The following is a 14,258-nucleotide window of genomic DNA, read 5'->3' as shown; positions in this document are numbered from 1 at the left end:
GCGGGCGGCCGGTCAGGCGGGCGCTCCGTGCAATCAGGCCTCGGTTCCCGTCTTGCGCTCCTCGCCGTCACCACCGCCGAGGAAGTCGCCTCCGAAGCTGCGCTGCCGCTCCGGCGGGGCGCTCTCCAGCAGCTCCACGTCGAGCGCGAGCGACTGGAGCTCCTTGAGGAGCACGTTGAACGACTCGGGCAGGCCGCTCTCCAGGACGTTGTCGCCCTTGACGATGGCCTCGTACATGCGCGTGCGGCCCACCACGTCGTCCGACTTGACGGTGAGGAACTCCTGCAGCGTGTACGCCGCGCCGTAGGCCTCCATCGCCCAGACTTCCATCTCGCCCAGACGCTGACCGCCGAACTGCGCCTTGCCGCCCAGGGGCTGCTGCGTGACGAGCGAGTAGGGCCCGATGGAGCGGGCGTGGATCTTCTCGTCCACCAGGTGGTGCAGCTTCAGCATGTACATGACGCCCACGGTGACGTTCTGGTCGAACGGCTCACCGGTGCGCCCGTCGAAGAGCACCATCTGGCCCGTGCGGGGCAGCTGGCCCTCGTCCAGCAGGGCGTGGATCTCCGTCTCCTGCGCGCCGTCGAAGACGGGCGTGGCCACGTGGATGCCCTTCTTGAAGCGCAGGCAGAGCTGCTTGACCTCGTCCTCGCTCAGCTTGTCGAGGAACTCGCCGAACGCCGGGTCGCTGTAGATGACCTTGAGGCGCTCCTTGATGGCCTCGGCGCTCCAGTTGGCCTCGACGTAGCGCTGCAGCGCCTCGCCGGTGCCCTTGGCCGCCCAGCCCAGGTGCGTCTCGAGGATCTGCCCGATGTTCATGCGCGAGGGCACGCCCAGCGGGTTGAGGACGATGTCCACCGGACGCCCGTCCTCCAGGTACGGCATGTCCTCCTCGGGGAGGATGCGGGACACGACGCCCTTGTTGCCGTGGCGGCCGGCCATCTTGTCGCCCACGGCCAGCTTGCGCTTGATGGCGACGTACACCTTCACCATCTTGATGACGCCCGGGGGCAGCTCGTCGCCCTTCTTGATGCGGGCGATCTTCTCGCCGAAGGCCAGCTTCACGGCCTCCTTCGTCTCCTCCAGGTTGCGGAGGATGTCGCGCAGACGGGAGTCCAGCGGGTCGCCGACGGAGATCTCACCCCAGTACTTGTAGGGCACCGTGGAGAGCAGCTCGTCGTCGAGGATGTCCCCCTTCTTCAGGAGGATCTTCCCCTTGTCGTCCACGAGCTTGCCCTGGACCTCCTTGCCACGCACCAGGCTGCGGATGCGGCCGAACGCGCTGTCCTGGAGGACCTTGATCTCGTCGTTCTGGTCCTTGAGGAACTTGGCCTCCTCCATGGACTCGATCTGCTTGGCGCGCTCGTCCTTCTCCACGCCCTTGCGGCTGAACACCTTGGCGTTGATGACGGTGCCCACCACGCCCGGCGGCACGCGCAGCGAGCTGTCACGCACGTCGCCGGCCTTCTCGCCGAAGATGGCGCGCAGCAGCTTCTCTTCGGGGGAGAGCTGCGTCTCGCCCTTCGGGGTGATCTTGCCCACCAGCACGTCGCCGGGCTTCACCTCGGCGCCGATGCGGATGATGCCGCTCTCGTCCAGGTCCTTGAGGGCCTCCTCACCCACGTTCGGGATGTCGCGGGTGATCTCCTCCTTGCCCAGCTTGGTGTCGCGCGCGATGCACTCGAACTCCTCGATGTGGATCGACGTGAAGACGTCGTCCTTGAGGATGCGCTCGCTGATGAGGATGGAGTCCTCGAAGTTGTAGCCCTGCCACGGCATGAACGCGACGACCACGTTCTGCCCCAGCGCCAGCTCACCCGTCTCGGTGGCCGGGCCGTCCGCGATGACGTCACCCTTCTTCACCCGGTCGCCCTTGCTGATGATGGGCTTCTGGTTGAGGCAGGTGTTCTGGTTGGAGCGCTGGTACTTGAGCAGGTTGTAGATGTCGACCTCGCTCGTGACGTCGCTGAGCGAGTCCGGCACGTCCGCCTTCACCACGATGCGGCCGGCGTCCACGCTCTCCACGATGCCGTCGCGCCGGGCCACGCAGGTGACGCCGGAGTCGCGCGCCACGATGGCCTCGATGCCCGTGCCCACCAGCGGCGCCGCGGTGCGCAGCAGCGGAACCGCCTGGCGCTGCATGTTGGAGCCCATGAGCGCGCGGTTGGCGTCGTCGTTCTCGAGGAACGGGATGAGCGACGCGGCCACCGACACCAGCTGGTTCGGGGACACGTCCATCAGGTCCACGTCCTCGGCACGAGCCTGGACGAACTCACCGCCGCGACGGCTGGACACCAGCGCGTTGATGAACTTGCCCTTCTTGTCCGTCTCGGCGTTGGCCTGGGCGATGGTGTGCTTCTCCTCCTCGAGCGCGGAGTAGAAGGCCACGTCGTTCGTCACCACGCCGGCCTCGACCTTGCGGTACGGGGTCTCCACGAAGCCGAACTCGTTGACGCGCGCGTAGGTGGACAGCGACGCGATGAGGCCGATGTTCGGACCTTCCGGCGTCTCGATGGGGCAGATGCGGCCGTAGTGCGTCGGGTGCACGTCGCGCACCTCGAAGCCCGCGCGCTCGCGGGTGAGACCGCCAGGCCCGAGCGCCGACAGGCGGCGCTTGTGCGTGACCTCGGACAGAGGGTTGTTCTGGTCCATGAACTGCGACAGCTGGCTGGACCCGAAGAACTCCTTGATGACCGCCGTGACGGGCTTGGCGTTGATGAGGTCGTGCGGCATGAGCGTCTCGATCTCCTGGAGGCTCATGCGCTCCTTGATCGCCCGCTCCATGCGCACCAGGCCGATGCGGTACTGGTTCTCCAGCAGCTCGCCCACCGCGCGGACGCGGCGGTTGCCCAGGTGGTCGATGTCGTCGATGGTGCCCTTGCCGTTCTTCAGATCGATCAGGTAGCGGATCACCTCGAGGATGTCCCGCTTGGTGAGGATCTGCCCGTCGAGCGGCTCCTCCAGGCCGAACTTGAAGTTCAGCTTGAGGCGACCGACCTTGGAGAGGTCGTAGCGCTCCGGGTTGAAGAACAGGTTGGTGAACAGGTTGATGGCCGTCTCCGGCGTCGGCGGATCGCCAGGACGCAGGCGGCGGTAGATCTCCATGATGGACTGCTCGGGGGTCTCGAGCTTGTCCAGCATCATCGTCTCACGCAGGTACGGCCCCACGTTGAGGTTGTCGATGAAGAGAACCTTGAACTCCTTGATGCCGTGCTTCAGGAGCTCGTCGACCTTCTCCTGGGAGACCTCCTCGTTGCACTCGAGGAGCACCACGCCGGAGTTCTCGTCGACGACGTCGTAGGCCGACACCTTGGTGAAGAGCTCGTCCGCGTCGATGGGGAGCGTCTTCATCTTCGCCGCCTCGAGCTTCTTGATGGCGGCGCGCGTGAACTTGCGGTTCTTCTTGACGATCAGGTCGCCCGACTTCGTCTTGATGTCGCGGGTGGCGCGCTGACCGGGCAGCAGCTCGAGCTCGACGCTCTTCTCGAACTCCTCGGCGCTCTGGAGGTAGATGGTCTCCGTCGCGTAGTAGTAGTTGAGGATCTCCTCGGGCGTGCCCTTGAACTCCAGCGGGTTCTTCTTCGCGGTGTCCGGGACGGCGCCGAGCGCGCGGATGAGCACCGTGGCCGGCAGCTTGCGGCGGCGGTCGATGCGCACGTACAGCAGGTCCTTGTGGTCGAACTCGAAGTCGATCCACGAACCGCGGTAGGGAATGATGCGGGCGTTGTAGAGCAGCTTGCCAGACGAGTGGCTCTTGCCCTTGTCGTGGTCGAAGAAGGCACCCGGGCTGCGGTGCAGCTGGCTGACGACGACGCGCTCGGTCCCGTTGATGATGAAGGTGCCGTTCTGGGTCATCAGCGGGATTTCGCCGAAGTAGACCTCCTGCTCCTTCACGTCACGGATGGACTGGGCGCCGGTCTCCTCGTCCTTGTCCCACACGACCAGGCGGACGACGACCTTGATGGGCGCCGAGTAGGTCATGCCACGCTGGTGGCACTCATCCACGTCGTACTTGGGGCGCTCCAGGTGGTAGCTGACGAACTCCAGCGAGGAGGTCTCGTTGAAGTCGCGGATAGGGAACACCGACTTGAAGACGCCCTGAAGTCCCAGGTCCTCGCGCTTGTCGGGGGCGATGTCCGCCTGGAGGAACTTCTCGTAGGACTGCTTCTGGATGTTGATAAGGTTGGGAATGTCGATGATCTTCGCGATCTTCGCGAAGGTCTTCCGCACGCGGAAATTGTTCTGGATCTGCGTCGGCATTCTGGCTCCGGGGACGACTGCTCGGGCGGGCAAACTTCAGTAACGCGCGGCGGCGCCGGGAAATTTGCTACGGACAAATGGGCAAAGCCGGCGCCCCCACTCAGGGAGCGCCGGCCTGCACATCCGGTCAGGAGACTGCCCGAAATTTCCCGGAAAACCGGACAGCCCCTGTGGCAACTACTTGATCTCGACGGTCGCACCAGCCGCGGTGAGCTGGTCCTTGATCTTCTTGGCGTCGTCCTTGTTGACGCCTTCCTTGACGTTCTTCGGAGCGCCCTCGACCAAGTCCTTGGCCTCCTTCAGGCCCAGGCCGGTGATCGCGCGGATCTCCTTGATGACGTTGATCTTGTTGGCGCCGGCGTTGGCCAGCACCACCGTGAACTCCGTCTTCTCCTCGACGGGAGCAGCGGTGGCGCCGCCCGCAGGAGCGGCCACGGCCACGGCGGCGGCGGAGACGCCCCACTTGCTCTCGAGCTGCTTCACGAGCTCGGCCGCCTCGAGGACGGTCAGGGAGGAAAGCTGGTCAACGATCGCGTTCAGGTCAGCCATTGAAATGTGTCCTTCTGGTTTCGACTAACGGCCAACTCCCCTTTGGAGAGTTCCGGCCGGAGAGGTTGCGGTAGAAAAACTTCTCGGACAGATGAGGGAAAACTACCCCTGCGCCTTGTCCGCGTTGGCCTGGACGACCCGGGCGAGCTGCGAACCCGGAGCCGCGATGGTCCGAACCAGCTTGCTCGCGGGCTGGCTGATGACGCCCAGCAGCTGAGCACGGAGCTCGGGCAGACCCGGCAGCTTCGCCAGGGCCTTCACACCGGCGACGTCGACCTTGCGGCCCTCGACGACGGCAGTGCGGATCTTGATCTTGTCCTCGATGTCCTTCGAGAACTCGACCAGGATCTTCGCGGGAGCCACCACGTCGCCGTAGCTGATGCACAGGGCCACGGGGCCCGTGAAGTCATCAGCGATGACCGACACGGACGTGCCCTGCGCGGCACGGCGCGCCAGCGTGTTCTTGATGACCTTGTACTCGACGTTGCCCTCGCGGAACTTCTTGCGGAGCTTCGTCACCGTCTCCACGTCCACCTTGGTGAACTCGGCGACGATGGCGGAGGTCGTCCGCGAGAACTTCTCGTGGAGCTCCTTGATCATCTCTTCCTTCTCGCTCTTCAGCACTTTGACTCACCTCCTTACTGGGCCCGCCTTTCAGGACGGGCGTGATGCCTGGGCCAAAGTGGCAGAGCGAGAGGAGCCTTCGAGAGGCACCACACCGCACCTCCAGTCTCGGCAGGGCTGACCTTCCGGTCGTTTGAACCAGGGTTCGAAGGCGCGGTCCGCCCGGTTGCCCGGTTGCCAACGGAACATGCACCCTCTTCACCCAGGTCCCTGCTGTCATGAACCAGGTGTCGGGACACCACGCCTCACGACGTGGCGCCCCAATTGCAAAAGCCGGGGGCCTATACCCCCGGCTTCAGCAAAGATCCAGAACTTTCGAACCTGAGACGTCAGACAGGTGACAGCCCTGACCAGGAAGCCAGGGGCCACCCACCCGTCTGGTTGGCAGGACGACTAGCCGTGGCGCGCCTTGATCTCCGTGGTGTCGAGCTTGATGCCCGGGCCCATGGAGGAGGAAATGGCGATGCCCTGGAGGTAGACACCCTTCGCCGCGGCCGGCTTCAGCTTCATCACCAGGTCCACCAGTGCGTTGAAGTTGGCCTCGAGCTTCTCCACCTCGAAGGAGGACTTGCCCAGCTTGGCGTGGACGATGCCGGCCCGCTCAGCGCGGAACTCGACCTTACCACCCTTGGCATCACGGATGGCCTTCGCGACGTCCATGGTCACCGTACCGACCTTCGGGTTCGGCATCAGGCCGCGGGGACCGAGCACCTTACCGAGGCGACCGACGACACCCATCATGTCCGGGGTGGCGATGACGGTGTCGAAATCGAGGAACCCCTCCTCGATGCGCTTCTGCAGGTCCTCGGCGCCGACCACGTCCGCGCCCGCGTTGGCCGCGTCGGTGGCCTTCTCACCCTTGGCGAACACGGCCACACGCACGGTGGCGCCCGTGCCGTGCGGGAGCACCACGGCGCCACGGACCATCTGGTCCGCGTGCTTCGGGTCCACGCCCAGGTTGAGGGAGACATCGACCGTCTGGTCGTACTTGGTGGCGCGAGCCTCCACCGTCTTCTTCAGGAGCTGGAAGCCCTCGGCGACGCTGTAGCGCTTGTCGCGGTCCACCAGAGCAGCGGCCGCACGAAACTTCTTCCCAGTCTTAGCCATGACAGAAATCCTTGTCGTGAGTGGGGCGCGGCGGCTTAGCCGACGACGTCGATGCCCATGGAGCGCGCGGTGCCGGCAATGGTGTTCATGCAGGCTTCGATCGACGCAGCGGTGGTGTCCTGGATCTTCTTCTTCGCGATTTCCTCGAGCTGAGCGCGGGTGATCTGCCCGACCTTCTCCTTGCCCGGCTTCTTCGCGCCCGAGCCCTTCTTCTTCTCGGTGTGCAGACCGGCGGCCTTCTTGATGAGGACGGCGGCGGGCGGGGTCTTCAGGATGAAGGTGAAGGAGCGGTCCGCATACACGGTGATGACCACCGGGATGATGAGCCCTTCCTTGGCCTCCGCCTGGGTCTTCGCGTTGAACTGCTTGCAGAACTCCATGATGTTCACGCCCTGCTGACCGAGCGCGGGGCCGATCGGCGGAGCGGGGTTCGCCTTACCGGCGGGAATCTGCAGCTTGACCTGACCTGTGATCTTCTTCATCGACCGACAACTGCCTTTCGAGTGGGTGGTGCGAGCGGGCCACCAGACGGGGAGGCCCTCCCACCCATGGAACCGGCCCCAACAAGGGGGCCGGAAACGCGGATGCCGCGCACTCCATACAGGGGTGCACGGCGGCGCATCAACTAGCCGGTGGTCTTCTCCACCTGCATGAAGTCCAGCTCCACGGGAGTGGCGCGGCCGAAGATGCTCACCAGCACCTTCACCCTGCCCTTCTCCGCGTTGACCTCTTCCACGGTGCCATTGAAGTTCGCGAACGGACCGTCGATGACGCGCACCGTGTCGCCCTCGTCGAACTGCACCTTGGGCTTCGGCTTGAGCGTGCCTTCGGAAATCTGGGAGGTGAGCCGCGCCACCTCCTGGTCGGAGATGGGAAGCGGGTTCTGGTTCTGCGCCGTCCCGGGGAACCCCGTGATCTTCGGCGTGTTCTTCACCACGTGGAGCGTCCGGTCGTTCAGCTCCATCTGCACGAAGATGTAGCCGGGGAAGAACTTGCGGCGAGACGTCTTCTTCTCGCCCTTCACCATTTCGACGACCTGCTCCATGGGGATCAGGATCTCACCGAATTGGTCCTGAAGGCCCTCCAGACGGACCTTCTCTTCCAGGCTCTTCTTCGCCTGGTTCTCGAAGTTCGAGTAGGTGTGGACCACGTACCATTTCATCGCCATTACAGCTTCCCCCACATGGTCGGCAGCCACTCCACCATCAGGTTGTAGGCGGCGGTGTCGATGCAGAAGAGGACGACGGCGGCAACCAGCGAGGCCACGACCACGGCCATGGTCGACGCCTTGGTCTCCGTCCAGGTCGGCCAGGTGACCTTCATCAACTCCGAAGCCACGTCGATGGACAGCACGTGGGTGCGCGGGTGGAAGTACGCGCCCGCCGCCAGCCCCACGGCCAGCACGTAGCCCACCAGCGTGGACACCTTCCAGTCCAGGCCCTCGATGAGGACCGGGTCGCTCCAACCGAACCGCGCCCAGAGCAACCCGAAGACATGCTCCAGGAAGAGGGCCAGGACGATGCCGGCGAGAAGGTAGAAGATGACCACGAGCCGCTTCGGATCCATCGCCGAGCGGTTAGCCTGCTGGCTGGCCTCAGATGCCGTCGCCATGGTGCCTCACGAGGTACTGCGGATGCGAATTCGCGGAACTGCGAAAACACAGGAACCCCCGGCACCTCCAGGTACCGGGGGCCCCGCGACTACTGAGAGTTGGCAGGCCAGGAGGGATTCGAACCCCCAACACGCGGATTTGGAGACCGCTGCTCTACCGTTGGAGCTACTGGCCTAAAACCTTCCCTGAACTACCGACCTAGACCTTGCCTTCCTTGTGGCCCTGGTGCTTGCGGCAACGAGGACAGAACTTGCTCAGTTCGAGCTTGTCCTGGCTCTTCTTCTTGTTCTTCGTGGTCGTGTAGTTCCGCTCCTTGCACACCGTGCACTCGAGCGAAATGATGGAGCGATTGCCCTTCGCCATGACCTACCTCATCAGATACGGAGAGGGGAAGGCTACCACATGCAGCCCTCCCCTCGAAATCGGGACAGTGTGCCCGGCGGCCCTACGGCCGGCCCGACACTACGCGATGATGTCCGACACGACGCCGGCGCCCACCGTGCGGCCGCCTTCGCGAACGGCGAAGCGCAGCTCCTTCTCCATGGCCACCGGGGTAATCAGCTCCACCTCGATGGCGATGTTGTCGCCCGGCATCACCATTTCGACGTTGTCCGGCAGCTTCACCGTGCCCGTCACGTCCGTGGTGCGGAAGTAGAACTGCGGACGGTACCCCTTGAAGAACGGGGTGTGACGGCCGCCCTCCTCCTTCGACAGCACGTAAATCTGCGCCTTGAACTTGGTGTGCGGGGTGATGCTGCCCGGCTTGGCCAGCACCTGGCCGCGCTCCATGTCCTCGCGCTTCAGGCCACGCACCAGCGCGCCGATGTTGTCGCCTGCCATGCCCTGGTCCAGCAGCTTGCGGAACATCTCCACGCCCGTGACGACCGTCTTCTGCGTCGGACGCAGGCCGACGACTTCCACTTCCTCGCCCACCTTGATGACACCGCGCTCCACGCGGCCGGTGGCCACCGTACCGCGGCCCGAGATGGAGAACACGTCCTCCACCGGCATCAGGAAGGGCTTGTCCGTCGCGCGCTGCGGCGTCGGAATGTAGCTGTCCACCGCCTCCATCAGCTTCAGGATGGCCGGCTCGCCGATGTCGCTGGTGTCACCCTCCAGCGCCTTGAGCGCGGAGCCCGGGATAATGGGGATGGTGTCGCCAGGGAACTCGTACTTCTTCAGCAGGTCGCGGACTTCCATCTCCACGAGCTCGCGCAGCTCGGGGTCGTCCAGCATGTCCACCTTGTTCAGGAAGACCACGATGTAGGGAACGCCGACCTGGCGCGCCAGCAGGATGTGCTCACGCGTCTGCGGCATCGGGCCGTCCGCCGCCGACACCACCAGGATGGCGCCGTCCATCTGCGCCGCGCCCGTAATCATGTTCTTCACGTAGTCGGCGTGGCCCGGGCAGTCGACGTGGGCATAGTGCCGGTTCGTCGTCTGGTACTCCACGTGCGCCGTCGAAATGGTGATTCCGCGCTCACGCTCCTCCGGCGCCTTGTCAATCATGTCGTACGCCAGGAACGTGGCGCCGCCCGTCTTCGCCAGCACCTTCGTGATGGCGGCGGTCAGCGACGTCTTGCCGTGGTCCACGTGTCCGATCGTGCCGATGTTCACGTGGGGCTTGTTACGCTCGAACTTCTCCTTGGCCATGACACTCCTCAAAAATAAATGGAGCCCTGAACCAGGATTGAACTGGTGACCTCATCCTTACCAAGGATGCGCTCTGCCAACTGAGCTATCAGGGCTTGGCGATGCTGTGACTACAACATTTGGAGCGGGAAATGGGACTCGAACCCACGACATTCAGCTTGGAAGGCTGACGCTCTACCAACTGAGCTATTCCCGCATTGCCGAGTGGAGGGAGATGGATTCGAACCATCGAAGGCGTAGAGCCGGCAGATTTACAGTCTGCTCCCTTTGGCCGCTTGGGTATCCCTCCGAATATTCACTTGTCCTACCACATCCCGGGCCCTCATCCGCGGCCCCGTCCTACCTGGCCGGCGGCGGGATTTGAACCCGCGACCTACTGATTACAAATCAGTTGCTCTACCAGCTGAGCTACACCGGCACTCATCCGGTACTGCGACTGCCGCCCTACCCCACACCCGCGGCTCCGTCAACCACCCGTCACCGCCCTGAGAGGGGCGCCCTTCTAGAATTCCCATTCGCCCAAGTCAAGGAGATTGATCCCGAACTTCGACTACCGGCCGGAAGCGGCGCCCCGCTGCCGGGCGACCTCGTATAACAGAATACCGGCAGAAACGGACGCATTCAGTGAACCCACCTGCCCCGCCATCGGAATCCGGAGGCGGAAGTCACAGTGCTTGAGCACGCCTTCCCGGACGCCGGCCCCTTCGGCGCCCACCACGAGCGCCAGGGGACCATCCAGCCGGGCGCTCCACATGGGCTCCTGGGCGTCGACATCCGCCGCGGCGACCCATAGCCCGGCCTCCTTCAGCTCCTCCAGCGCCCTGGAGATGTTCACCACGCGGGCGATGCGGCTGTGCTCCACCGCCCCCGCGGAGGCCTTGGCCACCGTCCCCGTCACCTGCACCGCCCGGTCCCTGGCGATCACCACGCCGTGCGCCCCCAATGCATCCGCGGACCGGATGATGGCGCCCAGGTTGTGCGGGTCCTGGATTCCATCCAGCACCACCACCAGTGGGGCCTGACCGCGAGACTTCGCGGCCTCAAGGATGTCCTCCAGCTCTACGTACTTGAACCCGCGCAGCTCGACGACCACCCCTTGGTGCACACCGCCATCGGCGAGGGTGGCCAGGCGCTCGCGGGTCACCTTCTCCACGCGGATGCCAGACTCACGTGCCCGGCTGAGCAGTTCCCCGGCGGCCCGGGCTCCGAGCTGCCCCTCCACGAGGTACAGGCGCTCCACCTCGTCCGGACGGGCCCGGAGCGCCTCCAGGACGGGGTTCACACCGTAGACGAAACGGGAGGCTTCCCCGCCTCCACGCTCCCCGCGGCTGGTGCGCTGGGGGGGCACGTCGTTCCCGCGCTCGCCGCGGCCGCCCTTGGAAGAACGCTCACGCATGGGGATTCAGAGGACCTCGACGGGAAGGGAGAAGGTCTTCTGCTGGCGTGCGCAGATCTTCTCCGTGCAGATGAAGAAGGTGAGCTTGGCGTCCACGGAGCCCTTCCCCGCCGCTGCGGCCGTAAAGGGGACCTCGAAGCGAGGGTCCGCGAACTCCTGACCTTCCGCCTTCTTGGCCACCGAGTCCGCGAGGGACAGCTTCTCCTTCGCTGGCGTCAGCTGGGTGCCCTTCACCTCGAGCTTCAGCGGTGCCTCGTCTGAGACGTGAGCGCCCGCCTTCGACTTGATGGCCAGCACGAAGGTCCCCTTCTCCCCTGCCTTGACCTGCGTCGAGGTGCCGTCAGTGGAGACCTCATACAAGGAGGCGGGGTCCACATCCGCGGCCAGTACTGGCGCGGAGCAGGTCACTGCCGCCAGCAGGGCGGCCAGGGAGGAAAGGCGTCGACGGTGAAGCATGGGGCGTCTCCTGGAAACGAGGGGTGCGTATCACGCTTGAGACGGCCCAGGCCGTCTTTCTCTTCACGCGCTGCCTTCCCCGGTCCGCCCCCGGCGCCCGGGGCCCTTCCGCTGGGTGGCGGGCATGGCCAGCGCCGCCGGAACCGGCAGCGCGACAGGCGGCGACAGGTCTGGCACCGAGATGGGGGAAGCCCCCTCCACGAGCGCTTCCGCGCGGGCAATGATGACCGAGGCCAGGTCCACGCCGGTCGCGGCCTCCATCTCGGGCAGCGCGGGCGAGCTGTTCACCTCGAAAACCTTGGGCTGTCCCTGCACGTCCAGCAAGTCGACCGCGGCCACCTCGAGGCCGATGAGCCGCGTGGCCTTTTCCGCGGTGGCGCGCTGCCCGGGAGAGAGCTCGTGTGCCTCCAGGCGAGCCCCCTTGATGAGGGTGTGCGCCAACCGCCCCGGGCGTGGCCGACGGCGTACCGCCGCCACTGCCTCGCCGCCCACGACGAGCACGCGGACATCGAGCCCCGTGCTCTTCACGTACTCCTGCATGACGAGGTTGTGGCCGAGCCCCAACACGGCCTCGAGCGCGGCCTCCAGGGATTGGAGGCTCTCGCACACCATGACGCCGTGCTTCTCCTGCCCCTGCAGCAGCTTGACCAGGACTGGCACGCCTCCCAGCAGACCCACCATCTCCTTGAGGTGCGCCGCGTCTCGGGCCATGACCGTGCCCGGAATGTCGATGCCGTGCGCGGACAGCAGTTGCAGTGAGCGCATCTTGTTGCGCGACTGCGCGATGGCCTGCGCATGGTTGACCAGCGGCACACCTGCGAGCCCGAACTGGTTCACCACGGCAAGCCCGTAGTTGTTGATGGACTGGGCGATGCGAGGGAGGACGACGTCCGTGGGCGCCAGCTTCTTGCGGCCGTAATAGAGCGTGGCGCTGCGCCCATCCAGGTGCATCTGCACGCGGAGCGGGTTGAGCACCCGCACCCGGTGCCCTCTGGCGCGCGCCACCTCGACGAGTCGCCGGGTGGACGGAATGGAAGCGGAGCGCGAGAGGATGGTGGCTTTCATGAGCGGGGCGGCCATTCCGGGGAGCGAGGGACCTATAATCCCCGCCCCACGCCGGGTAAAGCCGCCCCGCGAACTGCGTAGCTACCGCTGACGGATGGCCCGCACTTCAATCCGCACGGGCGACTCCGGCGTGGAGGCCAGGATGCGATCACAGGTCTCTCCCGTGAAGAGCACGCCCTTCTCGGTCAGCGACCACGTGCTGTCGCTCGGCGCGGTGCGCTCACCTTCCACGTAGACCACGAGCAGCTTGGGATCCGACGGGCGCTCGGGACCTTCCAGCTTGATTAGGCAGGGCTCCGGGAGCCTGACCGCCAGACTGATTTCCTCCAGAGCGTGAGCAAGCTCAGCCTGGTTCCCAGCCTGGTAGAAGGAGCGGTTGCACAGGCCTGTCGTCGGATTGCACGTGTCGTCGGCGCCGCAGGACCCCTGGTCGTCGCACTCCCGAGCGAAACCACCCGCCCGAGCCATGGCGTCCAGCACCGCCGGGCCCTCGCCACTGGCAGTCTCCGCGCCGAAGCCGATCACGATGGTCGAAATCCCTTTCTGCTCCAGCGCCTGCACTGCGGCCACGGAGGCATCCATGTCCAGGCACCCACGGCGCAGATACGAGGAGGTCTGGCAACCGTTGGTGCCCTCGATGGTGCACTTGCACAACTCGGGGTTCGTGCCGTCGTTGACGTTCCCATTGTTGCAGTTCGGCAGACCGTCCGTCAGCAGGATGACGAAGTTCTCCCGGTTCGGATCCTGGAGCCCCTCCAGTGAGCCCACGAAGTTCAGGCTTCCACTCGTCGGAGTGCCACCCAGGGGCCGTCCCTCACCCGCATTGGGGATGCCCTGAAGAATGTCGTTGATCTCACTCGCATGGGCGAGAAGGGAGGCATCGTCCTCCTGTTCCGGCAGCCCCTTCAACAGTGCGTTCGAGGTTGCCTCCCGGCACGAGTCGGCGACAGTGAGCCCACCACGAGTCTCAGGGTAGGTCGTCAGCGCGAAGCGAACGAATGGCCCACTGTTCTCAAGGAACGCGGGAACTGCCGCCTGCAACTCCGTCCAGCGAGTGGGACAGACGTCGACATTACACGGCACATCGCGGCCACAAAGAGTCGGGGAACCTTGGTAGTCCACGATGCAGGCCGGATTCGAAGGGTCCACTGGGTCCGTCATCGATGCAGAGGTATCCACCAACAGCATGATGTTGGGCTTGCTCTGACGGGCGTTGATGACCTGCTCGACCGTCGTCTGCGCGATGGCCAGCGGCTCCACCGGCTCGAAGTCGTATGTCTGGCAGGCCAGGACGAGCGCGCCGGCAGAGAGTGCACTCAGAAGGGGCAGCTTGGAGCGCATAGGCAATGGGTTCCTTCTGCTACTGGGGACGCGGAGCTTCCCGCGCGGCCGGGGTTCTCCAATGGGGGTACGGCGTAGCGACAGGTTATCGCGTCATTCCCGTCGGGCGCTACAGCGTCTGCAGACTGATTCCAGACCGTTTGGATGCCACTGCGACGTTACAGCGAGAACCGACACGCCAGACGGTACAGGTGC

General features: G+C 65.1%; 13 protein-coding genes and 5 tRNA genes. All 18 read right to left on the bottom strand.

The features are described 5' to 3' along the window. Window positions 1–33: 33 nt before the first annotated feature. The 18 genes from rpoB to cglB all read right to left on the bottom strand — a co-directional run bounded on the left by rpoB (window position 34) and on the right by cglB (window position 14,063). A complete protein-coding gene (gene rpoB / locus VZL07_RS30485) occupies window positions 34–4,260 on the bottom strand; it encodes a DNA-directed RNA polymerase subunit beta (protein ID WP_426751455.1) in 4,227 nt (1,408 codons plus the stop codon). 177 nt (window positions 4,261–4,437) lie between these two features. Further along, a complete protein-coding gene (gene rplL, locus VZL07_RS30480) occupies window positions 4,438–4,809 on the bottom strand; it encodes a 50S ribosomal protein L7/L12 (RefSeq protein ID WP_426751454.1) in 372 nt (123 codons plus the stop codon). 102 nt (window positions 4,810–4,911) lie between these two features. Next, window positions 4,912–5,433, bottom strand: coding sequence for a 50S ribosomal protein L10 (gene rplJ / locus VZL07_RS30475; RefSeq protein WP_426751453.1), 522 nt, complete (start codon window positions 5,431–5,433; stop codon window positions 4,912–4,914). Between the two features lie 393 nt (window positions 5,434–5,826). Further along, on the bottom strand, window positions 5,827–6,540 hold the full coding sequence (gene rplA / locus VZL07_RS30470) for a 50S ribosomal protein L1 (protein WP_426751452.1): 714 nt from the start codon (window positions 6,538–6,540) through the stop codon (window positions 5,827–5,829). A 35-nt stretch (window positions 6,541–6,575) separates the two neighbouring features. Beyond that, entirely contained in the window at window positions 6,576–7,022 is a 447-nt protein-coding gene (gene rplK / locus VZL07_RS30465; protein ID WP_013939640.1) for a 50S ribosomal protein L11, read from the bottom strand. A 143-nt stretch (window positions 7,023–7,165) separates the two neighbouring features. Continuing rightward, window positions 7,166–7,708, bottom strand: coding sequence for a transcription termination/antitermination protein NusG (gene nusG, locus VZL07_RS30460; protein ID WP_426751451.1), 543 nt, complete (start codon window positions 7,706–7,708; stop codon window positions 7,166–7,168). Beyond that, on the bottom strand, window positions 7,708–8,151 hold the full coding sequence (secE, locus tag VZL07_RS30455; RefSeq protein WP_426751450.1) for a preprotein translocase subunit SecE: 444 nt from the start codon (window positions 8,149–8,151) through the stop codon (window positions 7,708–7,710). Before secE ends, nusG begins: the two co-directional genes overlap by 1 nt. Window positions 8,152–8,251: 100 nt before the next feature. After that, a tRNA-Trp gene (locus VZL07_RS30450) sits at window positions 8,252–8,327 on the bottom strand. A 23-nt stretch (window positions 8,328–8,350) separates the two neighbouring features. Beyond that, window positions 8,351–8,515 (bottom strand): 50S ribosomal protein L33, encoded by a 165-nt coding sequence (gene rpmG, locus VZL07_RS30445; protein ID WP_426751449.1) that lies wholly within the window; start codon window positions 8,513–8,515, stop codon window positions 8,351–8,353. A 99-nt stretch (window positions 8,516–8,614) separates the two neighbouring features. Beyond that, window positions 8,615–9,805 (bottom strand): elongation factor Tu, encoded by a 1,191-nt coding sequence (gene tuf, locus VZL07_RS30440; protein WP_426751448.1) that lies wholly within the window; start codon window positions 9,803–9,805, stop codon window positions 8,615–8,617. Between the two features lie 19 nt (window positions 9,806–9,824). Further along, a tRNA-Thr gene (locus VZL07_RS30435) sits at window positions 9,825–9,900 on the bottom strand. Window positions 9,901–9,925: 25 nt separating this feature from the next. Beyond that, a tRNA-Gly gene (locus tag VZL07_RS30430) sits at window positions 9,926–10,001 on the bottom strand. 9 nt (window positions 10,002–10,010) lie between these two features. Then, window positions 10,011–10,094, bottom strand: a tRNA-Tyr gene (locus tag VZL07_RS30425). Between the two features lie 56 nt (window positions 10,095–10,150). Beyond that, window positions 10,151–10,223 (bottom strand) — tRNA-Thr (locus VZL07_RS30420). 132 nt (window positions 10,224–10,355) lie between these two features. Beyond that, window positions 10,356–11,201 carry a 23S rRNA (guanosine(2251)-2'-O)-methyltransferase RlmB gene (gene rlmB / locus VZL07_RS30415; RefSeq protein WP_426751447.1) on the bottom strand — a complete coding sequence of 282 codons (846 nt, stop codon included), beginning with the start codon at window positions 11,199–11,201 and terminating at the stop codon, window positions 10,356–10,358. 6 nt (window positions 11,202–11,207) lie between these two features. Further along, complete coding sequence (locus VZL07_RS30410) at window positions 11,208–11,657, bottom strand: hypothetical protein (protein WP_426751446.1); 450 nt, start codon at window positions 11,655–11,657, stop codon at window positions 11,208–11,210. Window positions 11,658–11,720: 63 nt separating this feature from the next. Then, complete coding sequence (locus VZL07_RS30405) at window positions 11,721–12,722, bottom strand: ATP-grasp domain-containing protein (protein WP_426751445.1); 1,002 nt, start codon at window positions 12,720–12,722, stop codon at window positions 11,721–11,723. Between the two features lie 81 nt (window positions 12,723–12,803). Beyond that, on the bottom strand, window positions 12,804–14,063 hold the full coding sequence (cglB, locus tag VZL07_RS30400) for an adventurous gliding motility lipoprotein CglB (protein WP_426751444.1): 1,260 nt from the start codon (window positions 14,061–14,063) through the stop codon (window positions 12,804–12,806). Window positions 14,064–14,258 lie beyond the last annotated feature (195 nt).

Source organism: Pseudomyxococcus flavus, from assembly GCF_050038885.1.
Taxonomy (GTDB): domain Bacteria; phylum Myxococcota; class Myxococcia; order Myxococcales; family Myxococcaceae; genus Myxococcus; species Myxococcus flavus.
Note: the sequence above shows the minus strand (reverse complement) of the source record. Positions and strands in the feature narration are given on the sequence as shown.